Source organism: Methylobacterium sp. J-043, assembly GCF_022829505.1.
GTDB lineage: Bacteria > Pseudomonadota > Alphaproteobacteria > Rhizobiales > Beijerinckiaceae > Methylobacterium > Methylobacterium extorquens_A.
Window position 1 is genome coordinate 36,102 of record NZ_JAKSYB010000030.1, and the last position, 24,115, is coordinate 60,216.

Here is a 24,115-nt window from a genome sequence, read left to right on the forward strand (position 1 = left end):
GCACAAAGGCGTCGCGCCGCCTCGCCTCGTACGAGTGTGGGCTAGCGCGCGCCCTGGTCCTGACGGCCGTGGTCTTCGAACTCGGCGTCGACCACCTCCGGCTGCGGGTCGCCTCCGCCGCCACTCGCTCCGGCACCAGGTCCTTCGGGCGGAGCGCTCATGGCCTGCGCCAGCTGCTGCGCCAGCTGCGACACTCGCGCCGTCGCCTGCTTGATGCGGTCGACGACCTCGCCGCCGATCGCCTCGCGGAGCGCTGCGATCGCCTGCTGCAACTCGGTCTTCAGGTCGCTCGGGACACGCTCGCCCGCCTCCTCCTGGCTGCGCTCGACCGTGTAGATCGCGGCATCGGCCTGGTTGCGGGCATCCGCCAGCTCTCGACGCCGCCTGTCTTCCTCGGCATGGGCTTCGGCTTCCCGCACCATGCGCTGGATCTCGCTCTGGTCCAGTCCCCCCGAGGCCTGGATGCGGATCTGCTGTTCCTTGCCGCTGGCTTTGTCCTTGGCCGTCACGTTGACGATGCCGTTGGCGTCGATGTCGAAGGTCACCTCGATCTGCGGCAGGCCGCGGGGTGCCGGCGGGATGCCGACGAGGTCGAACTGCCCGAGAGGCTTGTTGTCGGCCGCCATCTCGCGCTCGCCCTGGAAAACCCGGATCGTGACCGCGCTCTGGTTGTCCTCGGCGGTCGAGAAGGTCTGGCTGCGCTTCGTCGGGATGGTGGTGTTGCGCTCGATCAGCTTGGTCATCACGCCGCCCAGCGTTTCGAGCCCGAGCGAGAGCGGGGTCACGTCGAGCAGCAGCACGTCCTTGACGTCGCCCTGGAGGACGCCGGCCTGGATCGCGGCGCCGATGGCCACGACCTCGTCCGGATTGACGCCCCGATGGGGCTCGCGCCCGAACAGGCTCTGGACGGCCTCCTGCACCTTCGGCATCCGCGTCTGGCCGCCGACGAGGACGACCTCCGCGATATCGGACGGCTGCAGCCCGGCATCCTTGAGCGCAGCTTGGCACGGCCCGATCGTGCGCTTGACCAAGTCGTCGACGAGGGCTTCGAGCTTGGCCCGCGAGAGTTTGATGGTGAGGTGTTTGGGGCCGCTCTGGTCGGCCGTGATGAAGGGCAGGTTGACCTCGGTCTGGGTCGCCGACGAGAGCTCGATCTTCGCTTTCTCAGCGGCATCCTTGAGGCGCTGGAGGGCGAGCTTGTCCTTGGTCAGATCGATGCCCTGCTCCTTTCTGAACTCGGCCCCGAGGTACTCGACCACGCGGTTGTCGAAATCCTCGCCGCCGAGGAAGGTGTCGCCGTTCGTCGACTTCACCTCGAACACGCCGTCGCCGATCTCGAGAATGGAGATGTCGAAGGTTCCGCCACCGAGGTCGTAGACCGCAACTTTGCCGCCGCCCTTCTTATCGAGGCCGTAAGCGAGCGCGGCCGCGGTCGGCTCGTTGATGATGCGCATCACCTCCAGACCGGCGATCTTGCCGGCATCCTTCGTGGCCTGACGCTGGGCATCGTTGAAGTAGGCGGGCACCGTGATGACGGCCTGCGTGATGGATTGACCGAGCTTGAGCTCCGCGGTCTCACGCATGCGCTGCAGAATGTAGGCGGAGATTTGGCTCGGACTGTAGGTCTTGCCCCTCACTTCGACCCATGCGTCGCCGTTCGGCCCGGCCACGATCCTGTAGGGCACCATGCCCATGTCTTTCTTCGTGATCGGGTCGTCGAAGCGCCGCCCGATCAGCCGTTTGATAGCGAAAACGGTGTTCTCCGGATTTGTGATCATCTGCCGCTTGGCCGGTTGCCCGACCAGGATCTCGCCGGACTCCGTAAAGGCCACCACCGATGGAGTTGTGCGCCCGCCCTCGGCATTCTCGATGACATTGGCCTTGGTGCCATCCATCTCCGCGACGCATGAGTTCGTTGTGCCTAGATCAATGCCGATCGCCTTGGCCATAAGGGCACTCCTTCAGGTTCACGCAAAGCAGACCGGCCGAGACCGGGGCCAAATCCGAGAACGATGTTCATCGCGGAGGAACGCGTGCTACGTCGGGCCGACGCTACATCTCGCGTCGCTTGTGGCCATGACGCGGATCAGTTTTGCTGCGGCGATGTTTTATTTGCGAGGCTTGGCTTGGCGAGATCCTGACACGGGTCGGGCTGAGTCACAGGTGGGTGGCGGCGACGGACGACGTGTCGTTTACAGGCGGAATTCGGCGGGGACCGGTGACCCTCGGGGCTGGCGGCTCAAGTGAAGTTTGTGAACTTCAACCTCGGTCGGAAGGACGCCGATGGCCGACGATAGGCGGACCCTGATGAGGCTCTGCAGAGAACGGACAACGGCAGAAACCGGGCCGGCAGCCTCAAGGTCAGAGCCGAACGGACGCGTGACCGCGAGCTCTGGATCTGCTGGAAGACATCACTGCCGAGTTGGCATGCAGCGTCAAAATCAAAGGCCGCGCAGCCCATAGCGGGCGGCCAGCACATGAAACGGTGGTCTCCAACGCGGGCGTTCTCAAGTCTCCGAACTGAGCTGCAATCCGAGCAGGACTATCTCAAGCGGATGTCGCTCTCGAGCCCGCGATGGCGAAGCGCATCACCGACGAGTTCGCGCAGGGATGCGGTGCAAATGAGTGTGACGAAACGGCCCTTTGTCAGGATGAGGCCACGCTGCCGAAGCAAGGTGAAGGTCCGGCTGACAGTCTCGCTCGATACACCGAGATAATCGGCAATGTCGAAACGGGACATCGGAAGCTTGAAACTCTTCCCGACGGACAGAGGCGTGCTCACCTCAAGGAGGAAGTAGGCAACCTTATGGATCGCATGAGCATGGCGAAGAACGCACATCGCCTCTGCTCGCTCGGCGTTTTCCAGGACATGCGCCCACAATCGGCGCACCATGGCCGGGTCGGAGGTCATCATGGCCTCAAGTCGCAGGCGTGAGCAGCGCACCACCTGCGCCTCGCTGACGGCCTCCGCGCAGGAATAGCGGGTGGGCCGCCTTTCGATTCCGAAGATGTCACCAGCGGCGTGGAAGGCGTGAACGGTACGATGCCCATCGCATGCTATGGTGGTGATCCGGACAACGCCGAAGACGACTTCGTAGACGGAGTCGGCCGTATCCCCATCTTTGTAGATCGTTTCGCCGGCCCGAAACGACTCAAAAGTATGGCCAGCACGCGCCCGGAGCCGATCATCTCCGGAAAATCTCAGCAGATGTTCTGACGCAGGTTTCGTTTTCAGATCATCGGCATTGAACTCCAGAAGCATGGAACCACCTCGTGCAAAGCAAGTTGTTTTGTTCCTTATGTAAGTGCGTAGATATTTGTCCGTATTGCTACGAAATTTGAGCGTATTCACATTGATATCTAGGTTAAGCGCGCGGGCAAGCAATGCGGGAGTTCCCTTAGGATATTTCCGCGGCTGCTCACTTCCCTCTGTCAAATTCGCCTGCGCAGTTTGATTACTTGGGTTCGTTTCAGGCGATTATTTCGGTCCCACATAAACACCCGTGAGCCTTCGTAGCTAGCCAGCGGCGTTCCCCCCGCTGCAGCTGTCCCTACAACGACGGGCAGACGACGTGAGGCTCCGATGGGGCTCTCCCTCTCCGCCGCGATAGGACGCAAAGAGCCTCGCTCGACGGCCCTGACGCCGAAGGAGGGGGCGGTCGTCCTCCCCTTCTGGCTGCATACTCTGTGGCCGCCCGACAAATATCTCGACGGCCTGCGCTCTCGGGCTCGTCGTGCGTATCCTTCCCGGCGATCTCCAGCGCCGCGCGTCGGCCGGCTGATCAGCGTCAGGGCGTCAGAGCTTGGAAAGTGATTGCTGAGCGATGCGAGACAACAACGCACCGTGGGAGCCATCTTATGCTTCAGCCCAGCAACGGCGCCGACCCGAGCGACACTGCTGGATACCAGCGGATGTTCGCCCCGGATCAACTGACGGTCGGCACCTTCTTTCCCATCGAGGCATTCCAGCGCGATCAGCCTACCATGCGCGACCAAGAGCGCCTGGCGATCCGGGCGGAGGAACTCGGCTTCGCAGCGCTCTGGACCCGAGACGTGCCCTTGCGGGACCCGAATTTCGGCGATCTCGGGCAGGTCTACGACCCATGGGTCTGGCTCGGCTGGATCGCCGCGCAAACGCGCAAGATCGCCCTTGCGACGGGGTCGATCGTCCTCCCGCTTCGCCATCCGCTGCATACCGCGAAGGCCGCCGCCTCCGTAGACCGGTTGTCGGGAGGCCGGTTCGTCATGGGGGTGGCCTCGGGCGACAGGCCGGTCGAATTCCCGGCCTTCGGCGTGTCCGCCGACGAGCGTGACGGTCTGTTCCGCGAGAGCCTTGCCGTGATCCGAACCGTCCTCGAAGAGGAGTTCCCCGCCCTGCGCTCGCGCTTCGGAGACATGTTAGGGAACGTCGACCTCGTGCCAAAGCCGATTGGACGGCTGCCGATCCTCGTCACCGGGTCGAGCCGGCAGAGCCTGGAATGGATTGCCGAACATGCGGACGGCTGGATCACCTACCCGCGCTCGCTCGAGCGCCAAGCGGACGTTGCGGCGCGGTGGCGTGCGACCACCGCCGGTGTGGCACCAGGCGTGTTCAAGCCCTTCGCTCAATCCCTCTACGTCGATCTGCACGCTGACCCGGATCACCCGCCACAACCCATCCACCTGGGGTTCCGCAGCGGCCGCAAAGTTCTGCTCGACTTTCTCGTCGCGCTCCGCTCGATCGGCGTCCACCACGTGATCCTGAACCTCAAGTACGGCGCCCGCAGCGCCGGCGAGGTGCTCGAAGAGATCGGCTTCGAGGTGTTGCCGCAGCTGAAGGCAAGCCAACCAGCGTCCGCACCGGCAGCCGCCCCTAAACGCGTGCAGTCAGCGCGGTAAAAGCGCCCTGCGCATCGTCGACCGCGCGCAGGAGCGGCGGTTCGTGAACGCCAACCGCATCCTCGACCGGGCGGCGCGGTGCCCGCGCAGCGGCAGCCGCATCCTGCCCGGGCTCCTCGTCGACGCGTTCGCGCACCCAAGCCCTGTGTTCCGGGGACAGGACGATACGATCGAGCCATTCACAGGGCTGTCCACCGTTCGACCAGCGCAGCACGTCGACCGCGGTCACCGGTCCAAGATGTCTGCGGCCCATCCGATCTGCGGCCGCAGCGACGCCTCTCAGATCTCGATGCAGATCTTTCCGAAATGGCGGTTGCTCTCCTGATGGCGGAACGCCTCGACGAGACGGTCGAGCGGGTAGCGGCTGTCGACCACCGGCCGCAGCCCGCAGGCCTCGATCCCGCGGACCATGTCGATCTGGTGGCGGCGGCTGCCGACCAGCACGCCCTGCAAGCGGATCTGCCGCAGGAGCGCCGGCACGAGCGGCAGCTCAGCCGCCATCCCCGACAGGATACCGATCACCGAGATGTGACCGGCGACCCGCACTGCGTCCATGGACTGCTCCAGCGTCGCCGGCCCGCCGACATCGAGGACGTGATCGACGCCGCGCCCGTCCGTCAGCCGTCGGGCGGTCTCGCCCCAGGCCGGATCGGTGCGGTAGTTGATGACGTGGTCGGCACCGAGCGCGCGCAGGCGCTCCAGCTTCGCGTCGCTGGAAGAGGTGGCGATCACCGTGGCACCCGCCGCCTTGGCGAATTGCAGCCCGAACAGCGACGTGCCACCGGTGCCCTGCACCAGCACGACATCGCCAGTCTTCAGTCCGGCATCGACGTGGAGCGCCCGCCACGCGGTGAGGGCAGCCGTCGTCAGCGTCGCTGCCTCGGTATGGTCCCAGCCTCTGGGGGCGTGGGTGAAGGCCGTCGCAGGCGCCGTGACCCGCTCGCGCGCGTAGCCGTCCACCCCGTCGCCCGGCACGGTGGCGAAGCCCACGACCTGCGGCGTGCCCTCCAGCCAAGTGGGGAAGAACGTGCTGACAACCCGGTCGCCCACGGCGAACTCCGCCGGGCCGGGCCCCACGGCCTCGACCTCGCCGGCGCCGTCGGACATCGGGATGCGCGGCTCGCTCGGCCCCCACATCCCGCTGATCACGGCATAGTCGTGATAGTTGAGGGAGCTCGCCCGCAGGCGGACGGTGATCTCGCCGGGACCCGCCTCCGGCACGGGACGCTCGCCGAAGGTCACCTTGTCGAAGCCGCCGCCCGGCTGAACGATGACGGCACGGGCTGTCGATCCGGTCATGATACACCTGCCTTCCTACGCCTGTGATGCCCCTCGTTCTGGGCATCGAAGCCGCCGGCCTGTCGTGCTGAGCCGGGGGGAGAGCGTCCGATCCGGACCCGGCGCCCAGGGGCGTCAGCCTCGTCGAGAGAATGCGCCGGCCCGGCCGGCCCGCCCTGACGGCCATCAGCAAACGGCACGATTCCGTCAGCCCGGCAGGGCTGCCGCAAAGTCGGCGATGTCCAATTCGAGTTCGTCGCTCAGCCGGACCTGCAGAACGGGCGAGACGATGTCGAGGAGCGCACGGCCCGTGGAAGCCCTGGAACCTGGGCGGATTACGAGCGTGAGTCGCGATCCGCCGCTGGCCACTGCGTCGATCATGAAATCCCGGTCGAAGTGGTGATCCGAACTCGCGACGAACAGCCGGAAGCGATGCGGGCGGGCGAACTCAATCACCTCCGACTCGAGGACGGCATCGGCCCCGAGCAGGAGCCGGCGCTCGCGCAGGCGTGACCCCACGCCCAGCGCACCCTCCGTCACGAGTTCCGCGCTCTCTACGGACCGCAGGATGAGAGGCCACTCCACCGCGTTCGAGACCAGGCTGAATACTTCGGCTGGGGAGGCAACCACCGTCCTGCTCGCTTGGATCTGCATGGTTCACCCCGGGGAGCGTGATGAGGCGGTGCCCCGCCAGGGTCATCCTCGTCACTCGGAACGATGAGACGGACAGTCTCGTCGTGTCCCTGACGGTCGTCAGCAAATGGGTGCGCGAGGCCCCGGGACCCGAGATCGCGCAGGGACTGACGCGCGTCAGGGCGATCCCGGCGATAGCCTGCTCAGGTCGCCGAGCCCTGCCTCGCACGGCCTGGAGCCGCCGAGGTCCGAGCCGCTTGAGGCTGGTGCGCGATGATGCACGTCGACATCCCCGGATTGCAGGAGTTCAAGGCGCTCGCGACGGCGCGAGGCGGCGTATTCGTGTCGCTCTATCTGCCGACCTCGCCGCTGCACCCGGACGCTAATCGCATCGCCTTCAAGGATCTCGCCAAGAATGCCATCTCGCAGCTGCGCGAGGCCGCCGTATCGGAACGCGTCATCGAGTCCTTCGAACGGCAGTTCGGCGTTCTGTCAGGCCGCATCCAGGAGAGCCTGGACGACAACAAGTACCGGCTCAGCGGCGCGAACCCGTTCGCATCGGTGAAAGAGTTCTGGAAGTCGCAAGCCCACGGTCTCGGCGTGCTCGCTCGGCCCGAGGCGAAGTCCATGCAGACGTACCGCTTGCCGATCCAGCCCAAGCCCCTCGCCGAGGTCGCCGACCGGTTCCACCTTGCTCCGTTGATCCGTACGATGACGTCACCGCTGGAGATCTTCGTTCTCGCGATCTTGGAAGGCGGAGCCAGACTTCTGCACGTGGTCGTGAACATGCCGCCGGCGCGGGTCCCCCTCGCCCGGCTCTCCGACGATCCTGCGGAGACCCTCGGCCGGCCTTCGCTCCACGTGCGGGCCCCGCGCGGCCGCCTTCAGAACCTCGAGGGCGAGAAAATTCTCGAAGCGCAGTACGCGCGAAAGGTGGACCGTGCAGTCGGGGAAGCGTTCGCGGGTCGCTCGACACCGATGGTCCTGGCCGCGGCGGAGCCCATGCTCAGCATCTTCCGCGAGGTGAGCACGTATCCGCATCTCATCGACGAGGTCATCGAGGGCAGCCCGGACCACCGCAGCGACGCGCAACTCGGCGACGCTGCCCTCCCCATCCTCGACCGCCTCTACCGGAACGAAGTGAAACGCATTCTCGCTCTCTACGTTGAGTTGAAGCCCCATCGGGCCACCAGCGACGTCTCCCATGCGGCCCATGCCGCGACGGCTGCAGCGGTCGATCGGCTTGTTGTCGACCTCGATCGCGCGACCCCGGGCCTCGTCAGCGATCTCGACGGCAGCGTGACGTACGCCGTATCCGACGACGCCGAAACCTATTCGGTTCTCGATGAAGTGGCCCGACGTGCGCTCTGCACGGACGGCCGGGTCGTGTGTGCGAGGAGCGAGGAGATGCCAGCAGGGCACGCCCTGGCGGCGATCCTGCGTTACGCTTTCTGAGGCGCCACGACACCATGGCGCCCGGCGCGCTTCATTTCCGCGAACCGCCTCAAGTTCGTCCGACGCTGACGGACATCAGGGCCTGCGGTCGTGCCGTTCTTATGGTCGGAGCCCGAGCAGGAAGCCTGCCGCGTGCGGAGGGCGTCCGAACCGCGTGACGCGGGCGGCCCGGCCTTGCCGGCCGGAACGCGTCCGAAGGAGGCAATCCATGGCAGAGACGGCGACCCTCTCGCGACCGCGCGGCCCGGCGACATCCCCGGATACGGACGCGCTGTTCCAGCCCTACCGGCTGGGCCCTTTCGACCTTCCGCATCGCATCGTCATGGCGCCGCTCACGCGCTCTCGCGCACGATTGCCGGGTAACGTGCCGAGTGCCCTCACGGCCTGCTACTACGCGCAGCGCGCTTCCGCGGCGCTCATCGTGGGCGAGGCGACTCAGATCTCGATGCAGGGCCAGGGTTATGCCTGGACGCCCGGCATCCACAGCAGCGAGCAGGTCGAGGCCTGGCGCCGCATCACCAAAGCCGTGCACGAGGCCGGCGGACGCATCGTCTGCCAGTTGTGGCATGTCGGTCGGATCTCGCATCCGGCGCTGCAGCCCGACAACATGCTTCCCGTTGCCCCATCCGCGCTCATTCCGCAGGGCAAGGCCTTCATCGAGAACGAGCGGGGTGAAGGGGCGCTCGTTCCCTTCGTCCGTCCGCGCGCCCTGACTCTCGAAGAGATGCCCTATATCGTGGCGCAGTACGAGCGCGCGGCGAGGAACGCCCAGTCCGCGGACTTCGACGGGATCGAGATCCATGCCGCGAACGGCTATCTGCTCGACCAGTTCATAGAAAGCAGCACGAACCGCCGTTCCGACACGTATGGCGGTTCCGTGGAGAACAGGACGCGACTGCCCCTGGAGGTTGCCGAGGCACTCTCTCGGATCTGGGGACCCGACCGTATCGGCGTCCGAATCTCGCCGCTCGGCCAGATGAACGAGATCAGCGACGACGACCCGGAGGCCACCTTCGGCTACCTCGTCGAGCGGCTCGCCGAGTTCGGTTTCGCCTATCTCCACCTCGTCAACCCGGCCACAGCGCTGATGCAGAAAGGGGCCCCTCCCGATCAGCGGTCTCTCGCGCTCGTCAAACTGATCCGCGAGAGGTTCAAGGGGGCGCTGATCGCCGCCGGAGGTTTCGACGCCGAGGCCGCGGCGCAATGGATCCGCGAGGGAAGGGCCGACCTCATCGCGTTCGGCCGCAAGTTCATCGCGAATCCCGATCTGCCGGAGAGGTTGCGCGCTGGCGCCCCGCTCAACGACGACGACCCGACCACCTACTATGGCGGCGGCGAGAAGGGCTACACGGATTATCCGTGTCTGGCGCAGGATCGCGGCGAACAGCCCGGTGCGTGCGTCGATCAGAGCTGGCGATGACCCCAGAGGGCCGTCGACCGTGCCTGGACGGGTATGGTCGCTGCAGGTTGCACGGCGCCGGACGGCGATGAAGCGATGCACGTCAGTGCCCAAGGTTCGCCCGAGCCAGCCCTCGGCAGAGGCAATCACCAATCGCTCGTGCGTCTGACGCGGATCAATGTGCAACGTCCATTGCGGGGGCAGAACTTCGGGCGCAGAGGCCGTCCGCGGCAACGGCCGCTGTTTCGGTCGAACGCCGTGTCTAGCGCCCTTGCCGAGGAGTGTTCTCATGCCCCGTTACCGCCGCGTCCGACCTGATGCAGCCTGGCAGGAAACCGGGGCCAACGGCGCCGGGCACCATGCTTCTCGGCCTCCCGGTGCGGGTCGAGCTGACCTGGCGCGCCTTCCAGTCATCGCGATGCTGGCGGTGGGTGCCGTGTTCACGGGAGGTGTCGCGAGCGTTGGGGTCCCTGTCCCGGCTTTTTCCCAGGTCGTCCGCCTCCTGAGCGTAGACGTAAAAGAAGTCGCCAAGGGCTGGCGCACGACGAAACTGCACGGCAGCGCCGTGGTCAATGAGAAGGACGAGAAAATTGGCAGCATCGACGACCTGATCATCGGAAAGGATAAGGTTTTATTTGTTGTTGTACAAGTCGGTGGATTCCTCGGACTCGGCGGACACCTGATCGCAACGCCGTTCGATCAGCTGAAACTCGATGACGAGAAAGGAAAGATCGTGCTGCCCGGTGCCAGCAAGGACGAGCTGAAGAAACTGCCGGAGTTCCGCTACTTGACGTAACGGGTCGTGGCGCGACGATTGAACCGAAATCGACTGGCGACGCCGGCTCTCCCCGAGACGAAGAGGGCAGACGGGGCCAAGCTGAATCGCGACTCGATTGCACGGCGGGTACTCCAAGACGATGCTCCAAGGGCGCGGTACGCCCATCGTCCGACGCGTACCGTCCCGAGCGGTGCCTGAACCGGGTGCGATCCCGTTCTCCGTCGGCGCTGTCGTATGTCGGCTCGAACCTTGGCGAGGAGCCTGCCATGACTGATGCCGCAGCGGCGGTCGCTCAGGTGATTCCGCGGCCCGAGGAGGAACCATCGCCCGCGCGCATCGAGGCGTTCAGCGATGGTGTCTTCGCCATAATCATCACCTTGCTGGTGCTCGATCTCCGCGTCCCGCGGGAGGATGCACTGGGTGGTCAGTCCCTCGGTGCTGCGCTGATGCGGCAATGGCCGCTCTACGCGGCCTATGTCCTCAGCTTTCTGCAGGTGGGTGTGGTCTGGTCCAACCACCACACGATGTTCCACCACATCCGTCGCAGCGACCACGTGCTGCTGGTCCTCAATCTGCTGCTTCTGCTCTGCGTCGCCGTCCTTCCCTTCACGACCGCGATGCTCGCGGAATATGCCCGCGCCGGGCATGCGGAGCGACAGCTTGCTGCCATGGTCTACAGCGGGGCGCTCTGCGCCGCAGGGCTCTTCTTCAGCGCGATGTGGCAGCATGCGCTGCGCGCCGGCCTCGTCTCCCCGCGCGCTGACCCGCACCGGATGCAGGCGCTGCGTTTCCATTGGATGCTCGTGCCGCTGCTTTACGGACTCGCCTTCGTGATTGCCTGGGTCGATGCCCGCCTCAGCATCGCGATCTACATCGTCCTGCTGCTCTATTATGCGCTGCCCGGACCGTCGGTCGTGCGTTGGCAGACGCGCCGAGGGGCACGGCTCGCCGCCGCCGTGAGGTAGACTTCGGTCGGCACCCCGGGGCCCCCGGCATTCAGGCAGACAGGGCCGACTTAAGTCGGCGCAGCACGGGTTCTACGGGCTTCGGCCGTAGGGCGTGGGATACGGTGCTACCCCGTTCGGCGGCCTCGGTTCGCGACGGCCACATCCGAGAGAATGGTGTGCAGCTGCGCCACGACGGCCGCGCCCTCTCCGATCGCGCCGCCGACGCGCTTGACGGAGCCCGATCGGACGTCGCCCACCGCGAAGACGCCGGGGATGCTCGATTCGAGTGAAAGCGGACGCCCTGAATTGCCGGCCTCACCGGCCTCCTGCGCCAGGTCATGGGCGCCCGTTCGGATGAAGTGCTTCTGATCCAGGGCGATGCCGGAGCCCTGCAGCCAACCGGTCGCTGGATCGGCACCGATCATGAGGAAGACGTTACGGATCGGTTTCTCCGTCTCCTCGCCGGTCGGCTTGTGCCGCCAGCGCACGCGCTCCAGCTGCCGCTCCGCCGATCCGGAGACCGAAACGATTTCCGTCTGGGTCAGGACCTCAATGCTCTCCGTGGCCTCGATCCGGTCGATGAGATAGCGGGACATGGTCTCCGCCAAGCTGGGTCCGCGCACCAGCATCCACACCTTGGCCGCGAAATCGCGCAGGAAGACGGCAGCCTGACCCGCGGAGTTGCCGCCTCCCACCAAGATGGCCTCCTGCCGCTGGCACAGGCGCGCTTCGATGGGGGACGCCCAGTACCAGACGCCGTGACCCTCGAACTCCTGAAGATGCGGAATATCGGGCCGCCTGTAACGGGCGCCGCTGGCAACGACGGCGCTGCGCGCCTGTATGCGGCGCCCGTCGGACAATTCGATCCCGAGCGCATCGCTGGCAGGGTCGAGCCTCACGACCTCGCTCGGAATGACGACATTCGCCCCGAACTTCTGGGCCTGGACCCAGGCGCGGCCGGTCAGGACCTGGCCCGGAATGCCTATGGGAAAACCGAGATAATTCTCGATGCGTGCGCTGGCGCCGGCTTGGCCGCCGAAGGCGTGGGCCTCGAGGACGATGACCGATAGGCCTTCGGATGCGGCATAGACGGCCGTCGAGAGGCCACCCGGGCCGGCGCCGATCACGGCGACGTCATAGGTGCGGCCCGACTGATCGATCCGCGTCATGCCAAGGCTGGATGCCAGCTCGGTCTCGCTGGGATTCTTGAGAACGGAGCCGTTAGGGCAGACCGACAACGGGAGGTCCGCCGGCTTGGCGTCGTAGTGTTCGACCAGCGTGGCGGCATCGCCGTCTTGGGCGGGGTCGAGCACCTGGTGCGGATAGGCGTTCCGGGACAGGAAGTTCTCCAGCCGGATCATGTCCCCGCTCAACGCAGGCCCGATCAACACCGGGCCGCCGGCGCCGGTCTCGACCAATGTGACCCGGCGCAGGATCAGGGCCCGCATGATCCTGTCGCCGAGTTCCGCTTCGGCGATCAGGAGCACCCTGAGGTTCTCACAGGGGATCAGCACGGTATCGAGGTCGTTCACGGCCACGACGTCGACGAGTGCCGCACGGCCCGCCAACTGTCCCACCTCGGCCACGAACTCGCCGGCGTCCTGCGTCGTGATCGGCGCAAGATGCCCCAGCGGGTCGTGGCGCCTGACTTCCACGGAGCCGGAAACAAGGACGAACATGCCGGGTGAGATGTCACCGGTCACGAACAGCGCAGCGCCGGCAGCGTAATGCTTGTCCTGACCGAACCGACGAAGGCGACCGATTTCCGCAGGGCTCAGTTTCGGGAACATCTGGTCGCGGCAGCTATCGATCATCGACATGGTCGAGCCTCGGCGCAATTTCGAGAATGTCGTCTCCCGGCGCTCACGCCCAGGCACCCGTGACAGAGCGCGCATCCATTGGCGGGTGACGCGGCGAATGCTGGACGGTGAGCCACTGATCCGTCGTGAAAGCCTCGATCACCCACGCGCCGTTGAAGCGGCCGATCCCGGAATTCTTCTCGCCACCGAATGGACTGTTCGGCAGATCGATGACCGGCTGGTCGTTGACATGCACCATGCCGATCTGAAGGCGCCGGGCAAACCGCTCGCCGCGTTCGAGATCGCGGGTGAAGACACTTCCGGACAGCCCATGTTCCGCGTCGTTGGCAATCCGGAGCGCATCCTCTTCCCCGCGGGCGCGAATGACCGGTGCGACGGGGCCGAAGATCTCGTTGCGCGCCAACGGCATGTCGTTGGTGACGTCGGCGAACACATGGGGCGGCAGAACGAGGCCCTGTGCCTCTCCGCCCGCCAGTTGTCGTGCCCCGGACCCACGCGCCTCATCGATGCGCTGGCGCAGACCTTCCAACTGCTGTTCGTTGATGATCGGGCCGATCATCGTATCGGGTTCCTCGGGATTGCCGACCTTGAGTGCCTTGGTCCGATCGGCGAACCGCTCCACGAAGGTCTCGTAGAGTTTGTCGTCGACGATGATCCGGTTGATGCAGATGCAGATCTGGCCCTGGTGCAGGAACTTGCCGAAGATTGCGGTCTCGACCGCCTGATCCACGTCCGCGTCGTCGAGCACGACGAACGGACCGTTCCCGCCGAGCTCCAACTCGACCCGTTTCAGGATCGGCGCTTTGGCCGCCAGTTCGGCGATGCGCCGGCCCACCGATGTCGAGCCGGTGAACGAGATCGCCCGCGGGACAGCGTGGCCGATGAAGGCGTCGCCGATCTCGCTTCCGGCCCCGACGATGACACTGAGCACGCCCGGGGGCAGCCCGGCTTCCTCGAAGATCTTCGCCAGCAACAGGCCGCCGGTCACCGGCGTGTCGCTGGCCGGCTTGACGACAACGGCGTTACCGACGGCAAGCGACGGTGCGAGGGACCGGTTGGTGAGATGCAGTGGCCAATTCCACGGGCTGATCACCCCGACGACACCGACCGGCTTCCGGTAGACCCGACCTTCCTTGGCCGGGATATCGGTCGGCAGAACCTGCCCTTCGGCGAGGTAGGGCGCCGACGTCGCCCAGAGCATCATCGCGCGCGTCGACGCCCATTCGAGCGTGGCTTTGAGCCGCGTGCTTCCGGACTCATGGATCAACCAGGAGATCACTTCCTCGCGTCGTGCTTCCAGGATCTCGGTTGCCCGACGGAACACGGTTGCCCGTGTCGCTGGAAGCTCGGCTGCCCAAGCCGCCTGTGCCGTGGCCGCGGTGGCGTAGGCGTCGTCGAGGTCGCTGCGGTCGGCCTGCGGAATTTCGAGGATGACTTGGCCCGTGTAGGGATCGCGGTCATCTAGGATACGGTTGGACTTTCCGTTCCGCCACTTGCCGCCGATGGGTAGCCGGTCGAAGTCCGCATAGGCCTGTGGGGCCGCGACTTGCCGAACCGATGCTTGGTTCATGGGGCAACCCTCTTCTTGGGCCGCGCGGCATTGGCAGTATGGCGGCCTGCGCTGTTCCGCCTTGGCCATTGAGGCAGTCGTGAAGATGGGGCCGGCGCGTAGCCCGCGCCCTGACCAGCGTCAGTTCCGATCTCGAATGGCGGATCCGACGAGAGGTCCGCCTCCCTCGTGACGTGACAGGTTCAGAAGATTCACACCGGTTGGAGACCGGCGAACGGGACCGGATCGGCGTCTTCGCCTTGCTCTCACGCTTGGACCGGGAGATAGTGCCGGGAGAAGACGACCACGACCTCGTCTCCCGCCTGTCGCTGCTTCTGGACACGCGGGACGATGAACAGGAGGGTCTCACCGTTACCCGTCTGGTCCGCTGCCATAACCTGTTTGGACACGCTCACATCGCAGCCATCTACCCCGGACACTTACTCATCTTTCGGTCCATCCTGGAAAGGGTCGGGATGCGTTGACTGGTTTGCTTGGCTGTCGACCTTGACCGCTGCTCTTGCTTCAGTCGGATCGTTCGGTTCCCCTAAGCTGTCATGATCCGCAGTATCCACGACGCGCTCGGGAAGCGCCTGGAACGGGACGGCTCAATCGTCGATGTCCGGCGCATCTTGGTGCAGGACTGCGGATGGCGAAGCCGGGGGGCATCCGGTGCAGCCGCTACGGCCATCGCACTTGGCCCCATTCACCCTGCGCCAAAGCCGTGTCTGCATTTGCCCATTGAGCGGTCTTTTGCGAGACCGAACACGAACGTCCGCTTATGGCGCACAGCCGAACAAGCGGCGGGCGAACTCTTTACCCCAAGTGGACATTGGAGCGGCTGCTGCCGAACGTCCGGAGGGGGGATAGCCGTCATTGACCTGTTGCCCGGAAGCCGACGTTCGGCTTTGCGGCCATATCGGCCGCCCGGCGGCGTTCGACTGCATCTCCGAAGCGGGCATCGGCTCGCGCCGTATCACAAAGTGGGCTTCGCCCTGCTCGCTGCCGGCGCCATCTCAGTGGCCGAGATCGCCACCCGCCTCAGCCGAATTGCCTACTACAGCCAGTTTCCGCACGTGGATCGGCAGCCAGGCAACCAAAGGTTTTTCTGCCTGTATGGAGGAAGGAGTGAATACATGCGGATGGCAGGGCATGCCACCACATGTTAGTCTCCTTCCTACCCGAGTTGCTCGGCATCCAAGGATGTTGAAGGAATGACCTCCGACAACGAAGGTGCGCAGAGCTTATGCTTGGGGAGAAAACCGTCCCCTGACTGGGGACTGCTGGGGAGAACGGGCATTTTCCGCTCCCATAACCCATTGCCACCATTCGGTTTTCTTACGCGAAGAAAACCTGGTGGAGCTGAGGGGAATCGAACCCCTGACCTCCGCAGTGCGATTGCGGCGCTCTCCCATCTGAGCTACAGCCCCGTCCGAGGCGAGGGCCTTGTAGGCTTGTCCGCTTCGGCCTGTCAATTCCGGAAATTTCCCGCCGCACCCGCGTCCCTCACGCCGGGTCTCCGTGCGGGGCGATGAGGACCGATACCCCCCGCATGAACGCCCTGCTCTGGCTCTTCAACACCATCATCCAGCTCTACATCTACGTCCTCGTTGCGAGCGCCGTGCTGAGCTGGCTCGTGGCCTTCAACGTGGTCAACGTGCGCAATCCGATCGTTTCGCAGATCGGCGAGTTCCTCTATCGCGTCACCGAGCCGGTGCTGCGGCCGATCCGTAACCTGCTGCCCAATCTCGGCGGCGTCGACATCTCGCCGATCATCCTGATCCTGCTGCTGCTGTTCGCCCAGAAGCTCGCCACCGACCTCTACGTCCAGCTCGCATTCTGAGCCCTACTCCGGCGCCCGTCCTCCCCCGGCACGAAGCGCGGCATTGCGCGGGCGCCGGGCTCGTTGCTAAGGCGGACGGGCATCGGTTCGGCCGAAAAGCCGATGCAATGTCAGAAGTTTAGGGCCTCGTCCTGAATACGGTATTCAAGACGGGGCCCCGCTCGGCCAGCAAGAGCCGCACAGGGAGCGACGCGCGCGCCATGAAGACCAATCCGGGCCGCTTCTTCGAGGATTTCCGCCTCGGGGAAACCATCCGCCATGCCACGCCGCGCACCGTCACCACGGGCGACGTGGCCCTCTACACCGCCCTCTACGGCCCGCGCTTCGCCGTGCAGTCCTCGGACGCCTTCGCCAAGGCGATCGGCTACCCGGCGAGCCCGCTCGACGACCTGCTCACCTTCCACGTCGTGTTCGGCAAGACCGTTCCGGACGTCTCGCTCAACGCGCTGGCCAATCTCGGCTACGCCGAGGGCGGCTTCCACCGCCCGGTCTATCCCGGCGAGACGCTCTCGACCGTCTCCGAGGTGATCGGCCTCAAGGAGAGCTCCAACCGCCAGACCGGCGTGGTCTACGTGCGCTCCACCGGCTCCGACGCCTCGGGCCGGACCGTCCTGAGCTATTGCCGCTGGGTGCTCGTGCGCAAGCGCGACCCGGAGGCCAGGATCGCCGAGGAGCACGTGCCGAGCCTCGCCAAGGTCGTGAACCCGGCCGACCTCGCCCACGCCCTGCCCCCGCTCGATCCGGCCGCCTACGACATCGCGCTCGCCGGCAGCCCGCACCGCTTCGCGGATTACGCGGTCGGCGAGAAGATCGACCACGTCGATGGCATGACCGTCGAGGAGGCCGAGCACCAGATCGCCACGCGCCTGTTCCAGAACACCGCCAAGGTCCATTTCGACGCGGTGGCGACCAAGGAGACCAAGTTCGGCAAGCGCCTGATCTATGGCGGCCACGTCATCTCGCTCGCCCGTGCGCTCAGCTTCAACGGACTTGCCAACGCGTTCGCCATCGGCGGCATCAATGCCGGCCGGCACGTCGCCCCGCTGTTTGCCGGCGACACGGTCTACGCCTGGTCCGAGGTGCTGGAGACGGCCGAACTGCCCGGCCGCAGCGACATCGGCGCGCTGCGGCTGCGCACGGTGGCGACCAAGAACCAGTCCTGCGGCGCCTATCCGGACAAGCAGGGCGAGGGCTACGACCCGTCCGTGATCCTCGATCTCGACTATTGGGCCTTCATCCCGCGCTGAAGCCTTCGCCCGTAACGGGCTGACACCCTTACGAAAAGAACCCGGTCACGGCCTGACGCAATGGGTTGGCCGGGTTCGATAGCAGGCGCAGCGCCATCGCGCAGGCGATGACGACGAGGAGCGGGCGGATCAGCCGGGCGCCGAGGCGCACGGCGAGCGCCGAGCCGACCTGGGCCCCGAGGAAGGCGCCGACCGCCATCGCGAGCCCCACGGGCCAGATCACCGCGCCCTGGAGCGTGAACAGGGCGAGGCTGCCGAGGTTGCTCGCGGCGTTCGAGAGCTTGGTGTGGGCGGTGGCGCGCACCACGCCGAGGCCGAGCAGCGTCACGAAGCCGATCATGTAGAACGAGCCGGCGCCGGGCCCGAACACGCCGTCATAGAAGCCGATGGCGGGCGCGAGCGTGACGGCGAACAGGCCCGGCGTGATGCGCGCCGTCGCGTCCACGTTGCTCATCCGCCGTGCCGTGGCGAAGTAGCCTGCAATCCCGACGAGCATGACGGGCACCAGCGCGTCGAGCACCGGGCGCGGCAGCAGGCTGACGCAGAGCGCCCCGCCCACCGAGGCGAGGCCGGCCCCGAGCGCGGCGGGCCCGGCCTCGCGCCAGCGGATCAGCCCGCGCCGGGCGAAGGCGATCGTGGCCGAGACCGAGCCGGCGCTGCCCTGGAGCTTGTTGGTGGCGATGGCGCTCACGGGGTCGAGCCCGGCGAGCAGCAGGGCCGGCAGGGTCATCAGCCCGCCGCCGCCGGCAATGGCGTCGACGGCGCCCGCCACCACGGCCACGCCGAACAGGCCGGCGACCGTCTCAAGCTCGATACTCATCGGGGATCCCAAAGGGCTTCAAGCCCTTTGGCGGGTTGTCAGGGCAGAGTCCTGATCTCGGCGGAGCCGATGTGCAGGGCCCTACCCTGCACCTTTGACAAGGACTCGTCCTTTCGAATCCATGATCACGACTGCCCTGTCCGGGCAAGCCTTCAGGCGGCGGCGCGCTCCGTGCGCGGCAGGCTCACGACGGCGCGGCTGCCGCGGCTCGCCCGCAGCGTTCCACCCTTCGGCACCACTTTCCAGCCCTCCTTGCAGCCGTCGATCGGCTCGGAGACGACGGTGAGGCCGCGCTCGCTCTCGCGATAATAGAGGCTCGGCGGGCGCCCGTCGCAGGCCCATCGGAAGGCGGTGAGGCTCTCGCCGTCGGTGAGCACGGCGGTGAAGCGGAAGGCTTCGGCGATGCGCGCCTCCTGCATCAGGCCGCGTACGGTGGCGCAGGTCGCCTCCATGGCGCCGACGGGATCCGCGTCGAGGCCGTTGGCCAGCGCCAGCAGGAACAGCGCCTCCGAATCGGTCGAGCCGCGGCGGGTGTCGTACAGCTCGTCGGGGATCATCGCCTCCAGGCGCCGCTTGATCCGGTGATAGCCGCCGATCTGGCCATTATGCATGAACAGGTGGCGGCCATGGGCGAAGGGGTGGCAGTTCGCCCGCGTCGTCGCCGTGCCGGTGGCCGCGCGCACATGGGCGAAGAAGGTCCGCGCCCGCACCTGACGGCAGAGATTCACGAGGTTCTCATCGGACCAGGCCGGGCAGATGTCGCGGTAGAGGCCGGGCTCGGCGTGTTCGCCGTACCAGCCGATCCCGAACCCGTCACCGTTGGTCTCGGTCTTCGCCTCGGAGGCGTGCAGCGACTGATGGACCAGCGAATGAGTCGGGGCGCAGACCAGCTCGTTCAGGAAGACCGGCTCACCGAGATAGGCGAGGAAGCGGCACATGGCGGGACGAGAGCCTCCTTTGCGGTCCGGGGCGAGCTATGCAAGCATCGGTCCGCTCGAACCGCTGCGTGTCGCCGGACTGTAACAATTCGTTCCGTGTGGTGAATAGTCCGTTAAGGGAGGGATCGATCGGAAGGGTTCGAGCCGACACAATTTCGCTGAACCGATCATCCCCAAACTTGTTGTCGCAGGGCAAGCATCGTCGGCGTCGCCGATTCCGCCGCAGCGTGCCCATGGCCGGGCCGCCGCTTCCGAACCGCTCGCACAGTTTCAGGGAGACATCATGGCTCATTCCGGAGACAGCCCGGTCGCGCTCGTCGTCGAGGAGGACGAGGCCGCCCGTGACCTTGCGACCGTCCTGATCGAGGAGACCGACCTCGACGTCATCGCCTGTTCGAGTGCCGAGGACGCCTTGGCCGTGCTCGAACGCGGGGATGTGACCGTGGCGATGGTGATCGCCGACACGCGGCTCTCGGGCAAGATGGATGGGGCGGCGCTGGCGCGCGCGGTCGAGGATCGCTGGCCGGAGGTGCGGCTCGTGGTGACGTCCGGGGCGCGCGAGGAGCGCCGGACCGAGATCCCGCCGCACGCGGTCTACATGCGCAAGCCCTGGCTGCCGCTGGAGCTGCTGCGGCAGGCCGAGCGCGCCACCCTGACGGCCAAGGCCGCCTGACGCTGGTCCTCTTGAGAATGAAAAAGCCCCGCCGATCGAGCCGGCGGGGCTTTTTCGTATCGCGAGATTGCGGGCCGCGCGCGGCGGCCGGCGCGGATCAGGAGGCGGCGGGCGCCGGAGCGGCGGCGGGGGCCGCCGCGGGCTGCTGCGAGAAGCTCGGCATGCCGGGACGGCGCGGGGCGCCGGTACGGGGCTTCGGCTTCGGAGCGGCGATCAGGCCCTCGCGGATCGCGGTCTTGCGGGCCTGCTTGCGGGCGCGGCGGACAGCCTCAGCCTTCTCGCGCGCCTTGCGCACGGAGGGCTTCTCGTAGGCCTTGCGCTGCTTCATCTCGCGGAAGATGCCCTCGCGCTGCATCTTCTTCTTGAGGACGCGGAGCGCCTGATCGACGTTGTTATCGCGAACGAGTACCTGCAACGGAATCAACCCCTAGATTTGTCGTTTCGAACCGCACCGGCCCCGGATTCCCGGCCGAACCGGGAAAAAGCCGTCGGGCGCCCCTGTCTCCGGGCTGCATTCCGGAGGAGGCGTCGTGACGGCAGCCGAATCGGTGCGAAAGAATTGCACCTGAGCGCGCGGCATACACGAAACAGGTTCGTGTTGGAAGTGCGGGAAAGCCTCTTGCAAAGCCGCCGCCGCGCGGTTTCTCCTCATCCCGCCCCCGCGAGGCGAAGCCGAAGTCGCCCATGGCGTTAGCCGATCCGGAAACGCGTGTCATGGCTGGCGCCAGCTTCGTCCCGTCAGGGCAGAGAGCCTCAGGCGTGCGAGGCGATGAAGTTGCGCACGAGCGGATAGGTCTGCGCCTCCCACTTGCGGCCCGAGAACACGCCGTAATGGCCCACGCCCGTCTGGAGATGGTGGCTCTTCATGTGCGGCGGTAGGCCCGAGCAGAGATCGTGGGCGGCCATGGTCTGGCCCACCGCGCAGATGTCGTCGCGTTCGCCTTCCACCGTCATCAGGGCTGTGCGCCGGATCGCACCCATGTCGATGGGCTCGCCGCGATAGGTGAGCTGGTTGCGGGCCAGGGTGTAGTCCTGGAAGACGATCTTGACCGTCTCGAGGTAGAACTCGGCGGCGAGGTCGAGGACGGCGAAATACTCGTCGTAGAAGGTCTCGATCGCCTGGGCCTTGTCGGCGCTGCCGTCGACGTAGTGCCAGAACAGGTCCGTATGTGCGTCCCTGTGGCGCTTGGCATTCATCGAGACGAAGGCGGAGACCTGCGTGAAGCCGGGATAGACCCGCCGCCCCGCCCCCTTGTGGCGGCCGGTCACCGTCTCGATCAGATTCTTCTCGAACCACTCGATCGGCTTCGAGGTGGCGAGCTGGTTCACCGAGGTCGGGCTGACGCGGCAATCGACCGGTCCGGCCATCAGGGTCATGCTGCGCGGCTGCGCCGGGTTCTTGGTGTGCGCCATCAGCGCCGTGGCGGCGAGCGCCTGCACCGCGGGCTGGCACACGGCCATGAGGTGGGCGCCCTCGCCGATGGTCTCCAGAAAGCGCACCACGTGATCGACGTAGTCGTCGAAGCCGAAACGCCCCTCCGAGAGGGGCACGTCGCGGGCGTTGTGCCAGTCGGTGATGTAGACGTCGTGGTCGGGCAGCAGCGTGCGCACGGTGCCGCGCAGCAGCGTGGCGAAGTGGCCCGAGAGGGGGGCGAGCACGAGCACCTTGGGCTGGACGGTGTCGATATCCTTGCGGAAGCGGAGCAGGGTGCCGAAGGGCGTGGCGAGCACCGGCTCCTCGATCACCGGCACCTCGCGGTTGCCGACCATGACGGAGTGGATGCCGTAGGCCGGCCGCGCGAAGGTGAGGCCGGCACGCATCATCATGCGCGCACCCGCCGACCACCATTTCGCGGCGTCGTGCCAGGGCGTCCGCATCCACGGCGCGGAGGCCTCCTGCACGAGGCGGCCCCATTGGCGGGTCTGCCGGGCGATGTCCGATTGGACATCGAAGGCTTGGTAGAGCATCGGGCCAAACTCCAAGCGCGCAAGGTGCCTGCACGCATCCATCTCTTGCGAACGTCCCGAACGGCCCGGATTCGCCCGCTTCGCATCCCGCATCGCCGCTGCCGCCCCCCGCGCGACGATGCCGAACGAAGCAGGCTAAGCGGTTCTGGATTGGGCGCAACCGATCAAAAGTATATATCCCGTCCCTGTGGTCTGGATGCATCACCTTGCATAAGGGCTCGCGGGAGAAGAATTCTATTGCCGGAAAGGCGGGCGGCAGACCCCGAGATCCGGCACGAGTCTTGCGCCGAAAACCTCGGATGCCAGATCCGGAGCAGCAGGCTCGGACGGCGCGCATCCGGGGAGAGAGCCATGGCCGAGGCGACGCTCACGATCTCCAGCCGCAACTACTCGTCCTGGTCCCTGCGCGGCTGGCTGCTGTGCCGGATGGCCGGGCTCGATCTCTCGGTGGAGGTGCTGTCCGGTTCGGACGCCTCGACGCGAGCCGAACTTCTCCACCTCTCGCCGTCCTTCCTCGTGCCGCGGCTGGAGCACGGCGCGATCGTGGTGTGGGATGTGCTCGCCATCGCCGAATATCTCAACGAGATCCGTCCGGAAGCCGGCCTCCTGCCCGAGGTGCCCGCCGAGCGCGCGCGCTGCCGCGCGGTGTCGGGCGAGATGCATGGCGGCTTCGTCAACCTGCGCTCGGCGCTGCCGATGAACCTGCGCAGCCTCCATCGCGGCTTCAAGGTCTTCAACGGGGCCAAGGGCGACATCGAGCGGATCTGCGCGATCTTCGAGGATTGCCTGTCGCGCTCGGGCGGGCCCTACCTGTTCGGCGCGCGGCCGACCCTGGCGGATGCGATGTATGCCCCGGTCTGCACTCGCTTTCGCACCTACGACGTCGTCCTCCCCTTCACCTCCGCTACCTACCGCGACACGATTCTCGCCTGGGACCTGATGAACGAGTGGGCGGCGCTCGCCGAGAGCGAGCCCGAGGAGATCGAAGAACTCGACATGGAGTTTTAGAACCTGAAAGACCCGTCTCGGGCGCGGCAAACAATGCTCCGCGGAAAAGTTCGGATCGCTGCGATCCTGGGACGCCTGATCTCCCGCTCGACCCTGCGTGAGGCCGCGTTCCAAGGGCGGCTCAGCCCCGAACGGGCGGCCGAGATCGCGGTGGCGGCGGCGGCGGAAGCGGGTTTCCCGGACACATTCGGCGTCGCATCGCCGATACGGACGGAGTCGGGTCTCTTCTGGGATGTCTGCCAGTTGAGCCGCGGCAGCGGCTGGCGCGTGGTGGTGGACGACGCCACGGGCCAGCCGGGTGCGGTCGGGCGCTGGGGCCTCCGGTGAGGGGGCCGGAGAACGGTCGAAGCCGGGCCCGAAAGCCGGCACGTGCGGTGACGACCACTCGGGCGACTCGACCAGACCGCTTCATACCAAATCCGTTCGATCCCTTCGGGATGGCGGATTTGGACTTCGGCGGGTACCCATCGCGCTGGCGCGATGGGTACCCTCCTCAAGCGCCGTGCGGGCTGGCTGATCCGGTCCCCGCTTGGATCAAGCGGAAACCGGATCAGGCGTCGAAATCCATGACGAGGCTCGTTGCCGTGCGGTTTCCGCTCGACGTGCCGGTGGCGCCGGAACCGGATCCGCTGGCGAGGTTCGCCTGGAGCTGGGAGAGGAAGTCGGAGAGCAGCGGGCTCGCCGCGGCGTTCGCGTCGCTTCCGGCCGAGGCGTTCACGCTGCCCGAACGGCTGCCCGAACTGCCGGACGCGGCATCCATGGGCGGCGGGCCGCCCGGGCCTCCGACACCAGTCTATCGTCCGATGCGACGGGCTCGACGTCCTCATCGACCGGGTCAGCCCGCGCGTCGCGCCCCGACCCCGCGGCGATGAAGGAGAAGA

Annotated in this window: 23 protein-coding genes and 1 tRNA gene; 12 read left to right on the forward strand and 12 right to left on the reverse strand. The window is 66.4% G+C overall.

What is annotated here, in order from left to right; genetic code table 11:
• Positions 1-41 precede the first annotated feature (41 nt).
• On the reverse strand, positions 42-1,949 hold the full coding sequence (gene dnaK / locus MKK50_RS05420; RefSeq protein ID WP_499020949.1) for a molecular chaperone DnaK: 1,908 nt from the start codon (positions 1,947-1,949) through the stop codon (positions 42-44).
• Positions 1,950-2,542: 593 nt separating this feature from the next.
• Positions 2,543-3,262: a helix-turn-helix domain-containing protein gene (locus MKK50_RS05425; RefSeq protein ID WP_499020950.1), complete on the reverse strand. Its 720-nt coding sequence runs from the start codon at positions 3,260-3,262 to the stop codon at positions 2,543-2,545.
• Between the two features lie 596 nt (positions 3,263-3,858).
• Here MKK50_RS05425 and MKK50_RS05430 point away from each other — a divergent pair.
• Positions 3,859-4,878 (forward strand): LLM class oxidoreductase, encoded by a 1,020-nt coding sequence (locus MKK50_RS05430; RefSeq protein WP_499020951.1) that lies wholly within the window; start codon positions 3,859-3,861, stop codon positions 4,876-4,878.
• A 43-nt stretch (positions 4,879-4,921) separates the two neighbouring features.
• A complete protein-coding gene (locus MKK50_RS05435; RefSeq protein ID WP_499020952.1) occupies positions 4,922-5,203 on the forward strand; it encodes a hypothetical protein in 282 nt (93 codons plus the stop codon).
• Here MKK50_RS05435 and MKK50_RS05440 read toward each other — a convergent pair.
• Together MKK50_RS05440 and MKK50_RS05445 are read right to left on the reverse strand one after the other, a co-directional pair.
• Positions 5,158-6,177 (reverse strand): zinc-dependent alcohol dehydrogenase family protein, encoded by a 1,020-nt coding sequence (locus tag MKK50_RS05440; protein WP_499020954.1) that lies wholly within the window; start codon positions 6,175-6,177, stop codon positions 5,158-5,160. The two genes, MKK50_RS05435 and MKK50_RS05440, sit on opposite strands and share 46 nt — an antisense overlap.
• A 186-nt stretch (positions 6,178-6,363) precedes the next feature.
• Positions 6,364-6,810 carry an SRPBCC family protein gene (locus tag MKK50_RS05445; RefSeq protein ID WP_499020956.1) on the reverse strand — a complete coding sequence of 149 codons (447 nt, stop codon included), beginning with the start codon at positions 6,808-6,810 and terminating at the stop codon, positions 6,364-6,366.
• A gap of 252 nt (positions 6,811-7,062) precedes the next feature.
• On the opposite strand from MKK50_RS05445, the gene MKK50_RS05450 reads away from it, so the two are divergent.
• The 4 genes from MKK50_RS05450 to MKK50_RS05465 all read left to right on the forward strand — a co-directional run bounded on the left by MKK50_RS05450 (position 7,063) and on the right by MKK50_RS05465 (position 11,386).
• Entirely contained in the window at positions 7,063-8,244 is a 1,182-nt protein-coding gene (locus MKK50_RS05450) for a baeRF11 domain-containing protein (RefSeq protein WP_499020957.1), read from the forward strand.
• 208 nt (positions 8,245-8,452) lie between these two features.
• Positions 8,453-9,664: an alkene reductase gene (locus tag MKK50_RS05455; RefSeq protein ID WP_499020977.1), complete on the forward strand. Its 1,212-nt coding sequence runs from the start codon at positions 8,453-8,455 to the stop codon at positions 9,662-9,664.
• 268 nt (positions 9,665-9,932) lie between these two features.
• A complete protein-coding gene (locus tag MKK50_RS05460; protein WP_499020958.1) occupies positions 9,933-10,439 on the forward strand; it encodes a PRC-barrel domain-containing protein in 507 nt (168 codons plus the stop codon).
• A 248-nt stretch (positions 10,440-10,687) separates the two neighbouring features.
• Positions 10,688-11,386: a TMEM175 family protein gene (locus tag MKK50_RS05465; protein ID WP_499020959.1), complete on the forward strand. Its 699-nt coding sequence runs from the start codon at positions 10,688-10,690 to the stop codon at positions 11,384-11,386.
• Between the two features lie 107 nt (positions 11,387-11,493).
• Here MKK50_RS05465 and MKK50_RS05470 read toward each other — a convergent pair whose 3' ends face one another.
• Together MKK50_RS05470 and MKK50_RS05475 are read right to left on the reverse strand one after the other, a co-directional pair.
• Complete coding sequence (locus MKK50_RS05470; RefSeq protein ID WP_499020960.1) at positions 11,494-13,188, reverse strand: FAD-dependent oxidoreductase; 1,695 nt, start codon at positions 13,186-13,188, stop codon at positions 11,494-11,496.
• A gap of 43 nt (positions 13,189-13,231) precedes the next feature.
• A complete protein-coding gene (locus MKK50_RS05475) occupies positions 13,232-14,758 on the reverse strand; it encodes an aldehyde dehydrogenase family protein (protein WP_499020962.1) in 1,527 nt (508 codons plus the stop codon).
• A gap of 173 nt (positions 14,759-14,931) precedes the next feature.
• On the opposite strand from MKK50_RS05475, the gene MKK50_RS05480 reads away from it, so the two are divergent.
• Entirely contained in the window at positions 14,932-15,222 is a 291-nt protein-coding gene (locus tag MKK50_RS05480) for a DUF2867 domain-containing protein (RefSeq protein WP_499020964.1), read from the forward strand.
• Positions 15,223-16,091: 869 nt separating this feature from the next.
• Here MKK50_RS05480 and MKK50_RS05485 read toward each other — a convergent pair.
• Positions 16,092-16,167: transfer RNA gene (locus MKK50_RS05485), tRNA-Ala, on the reverse strand.
• A gap of 122 nt (positions 16,168-16,289) precedes the next feature.
• Here MKK50_RS05485 and MKK50_RS05490 point away from each other — a divergent pair.
• Together MKK50_RS05490 and MKK50_RS05495 are read left to right on the forward strand one after the other, a co-directional pair.
• Entirely contained in the window at positions 16,290-16,580 is a 291-nt protein-coding gene (locus MKK50_RS05490; protein WP_003604312.1) for a YggT family protein, read from the forward strand.
• Between the two features lie 200 nt (positions 16,581-16,780).
• A complete protein-coding gene (locus MKK50_RS05495; protein ID WP_499020965.1) occupies positions 16,781-17,827 on the forward strand; it encodes a MaoC family dehydratase in 1,047 nt (348 codons plus the stop codon).
• 28 nt (positions 17,828-17,855) lie between these two features.
• On the opposite strand, the gene MKK50_RS05500 is transcribed toward MKK50_RS05495, so the two are convergent.
• Together MKK50_RS05500 and MKK50_RS05505 are read right to left on the reverse strand one after the other, a co-directional pair.
• Positions 17,856-18,647: a TSUP family transporter gene (locus MKK50_RS05500; protein ID WP_499020966.1), complete on the reverse strand. Its 792-nt coding sequence runs from the start codon at positions 18,645-18,647 to the stop codon at positions 17,856-17,858.
• Between the two features lie 152 nt (positions 18,648-18,799).
• Positions 18,800-19,585: a class II glutamine amidotransferase gene (locus MKK50_RS05505; RefSeq protein WP_253370276.1), complete on the reverse strand. Its 786-nt coding sequence runs from the start codon at positions 19,583-19,585 to the stop codon at positions 18,800-18,802.
• Between the two features lie 283 nt (positions 19,586-19,868).
• Here MKK50_RS05505 and MKK50_RS05510 point away from each other — a divergent pair, with 283 nt between their 5' ends.
• On the forward strand, positions 19,869-20,258 hold the full coding sequence (locus MKK50_RS05510) for a response regulator (RefSeq protein WP_003604303.1): 390 nt from the start codon (positions 19,869-19,871) through the stop codon (positions 20,256-20,258).
• A 97-nt stretch (positions 20,259-20,355) separates the two neighbouring features.
• Here the strand turns inward: MKK50_RS05510 and rpsU are convergent, their stop codons facing one another.
• Positions 20,356-20,673, reverse strand: a complete 318-nt coding sequence (gene rpsU / locus MKK50_RS05515) for a 30S ribosomal protein S21 (protein WP_012254978.1) — start codon at positions 20,671-20,673, stop codon at positions 20,356-20,358.
• Positions 20,674-21,011: 338 nt separating this feature from the next.
• A complete protein-coding gene (locus tag MKK50_RS05520; protein WP_253370277.1) occupies positions 21,012-22,226 on the reverse strand; it encodes a polyhydroxyalkanoate depolymerase in 1,215 nt (404 codons plus the stop codon).
• Between the two features lie 351 nt (positions 22,227-22,577).
• Here MKK50_RS05520 and MKK50_RS05525 point away from each other — a divergent pair, with 351 nt between their 5' ends.
• Together MKK50_RS05525 and MKK50_RS05530 are read left to right on the forward strand one after the other, a co-directional pair.
• Entirely contained in the window at positions 22,578-23,234 is a 657-nt protein-coding gene (locus tag MKK50_RS05525) for a glutathione S-transferase family protein (RefSeq protein ID WP_253370278.1), read from the forward strand.
• 33 nt (positions 23,235-23,267) lie between these two features.
• A complete protein-coding gene (locus tag MKK50_RS05530; RefSeq protein WP_499020969.1) occupies positions 23,268-23,561 on the forward strand; it encodes a hypothetical protein in 294 nt (97 codons plus the stop codon).
• Positions 23,562-23,784: 223 nt separating this feature from the next.
• On the opposite strand, the gene MKK50_RS05535 is transcribed toward MKK50_RS05530, so the two are convergent.
• Complete coding sequence (locus MKK50_RS05535) at positions 23,785-23,994, reverse strand: hypothetical protein (RefSeq protein ID WP_499020971.1); 210 nt, start codon at positions 23,992-23,994, stop codon at positions 23,785-23,787.
• Positions 23,995-24,115: the final 121 nt, after the last annotated feature.

What these genes read in the sequence shown, in the direction of transcription:
- MKK50_RS05505 (WP_253370276.1), bottom strand. Translation starts at nt 19,585, where the DNA reads ATGTGCCGCTTCCTCGCCTATCTCGGTGAGCCGGTCTTCCTGAACGAG.
- MKK50_RS05425 (WP_499020950.1), bottom strand. Translation starts at nt 3,262, where the DNA reads ATGCTTCTGGAGTTCAATGCCGATGATCTGAAAACGAAACCTGCGTCA.
- MKK50_RS05510 (WP_003604303.1), top strand. Translation starts at nt 19,869, where the DNA reads ATGGCTCATTCCGGAGACAGCCCGGTCGCGCTCGTCGTCGAGGAGGAC.
- MKK50_RS05520 (WP_253370277.1), bottom strand. Translation starts at nt 22,226, where the DNA reads ATGCTCTACCAAGCCTTCGATGTCCAATCGGACATCGCCCGGCAGACC.
- MKK50_RS05475 (WP_499020962.1), bottom strand. Translation starts at nt 14,758, where the DNA reads ATGAACCAAGCATCGGTTCGGCAAGTCGCGGCCCCACAGGCCTATGCG.
- dnaK (WP_499020949.1), bottom strand. Translation starts at nt 1,949, where the DNA reads ATGGCCAAGGCGATCGGCATTGATCTAGGCACAACGAACTCATGCGTC.
- MKK50_RS05450 (WP_499020957.1), top strand. Translation starts at nt 7,063, where the DNA reads ATGATGCACGTCGACATCCCCGGATTGCAGGAGTTCAAGGCGCTCGCG.
- MKK50_RS05470 (WP_499020960.1), bottom strand. Translation starts at nt 13,188, where the DNA reads ATGTCGATGATCGATAGCTGCCGCGACCAGATGTTCCCGAAACTGAGC.
- MKK50_RS05465 (WP_499020959.1), top strand. Translation starts at nt 10,688, where the DNA reads ATGACTGATGCCGCAGCGGCGGTCGCTCAGGTGATTCCGCGGCCCGAG.
- MKK50_RS05535 (WP_499020971.1), bottom strand. Translation starts at nt 23,994, where the DNA reads ATGGATGCCGCGTCCGGCAGTTCGGGCAGCCGTTCGGGCAGCGTGAAC.
- MKK50_RS05500 (WP_499020966.1), bottom strand. Translation starts at nt 18,647, where the DNA reads ATGAGTATCGAGCTTGAGACGGTCGCCGGCCTGTTCGGCGTGGCCGTG.
- MKK50_RS05495 (WP_499020965.1), top strand. Translation starts at nt 16,781, where the DNA reads ATGAAGACCAATCCGGGCCGCTTCTTCGAGGATTTCCGCCTCGGGGAA.
- MKK50_RS05525 (WP_253370278.1), top strand. Translation starts at nt 22,578, where the DNA reads ATGGCCGAGGCGACGCTCACGATCTCCAGCCGCAACTACTCGTCCTGG.
- MKK50_RS05430 (WP_499020951.1), top strand. Translation starts at nt 3,859, where the DNA reads ATGCTTCAGCCCAGCAACGGCGCCGACCCGAGCGACACTGCTGGATAC.
- MKK50_RS05440 (WP_499020954.1), bottom strand. Translation starts at nt 6,177, where the DNA reads ATGACCGGATCGACAGCCCGTGCCGTCATCGTTCAGCCGGGCGGCGGC.
- MKK50_RS05460 (WP_499020958.1), top strand. Translation starts at nt 9,933, where the DNA reads ATGCCCCGTTACCGCCGCGTCCGACCTGATGCAGCCTGGCAGGAAACC.
- MKK50_RS05445 (WP_499020956.1), bottom strand. Translation starts at nt 6,810, where the DNA reads ATGCAGATCCAAGCGAGCAGGACGGTGGTTGCCTCCCCAGCCGAAGTA.
- MKK50_RS05530 (WP_499020969.1), top strand. Translation starts at nt 23,268, where the DNA reads ATGCTCCGCGGAAAAGTTCGGATCGCTGCGATCCTGGGACGCCTGATC.
- MKK50_RS05490 (WP_003604312.1), top strand. Translation starts at nt 16,290, where the DNA reads ATGAACGCCCTGCTCTGGCTCTTCAACACCATCATCCAGCTCTACATC.
- MKK50_RS05455 (WP_499020977.1), top strand. Translation starts at nt 8,453, where the DNA reads ATGGCAGAGACGGCGACCCTCTCGCGACCGCGCGGCCCGGCGACATCC.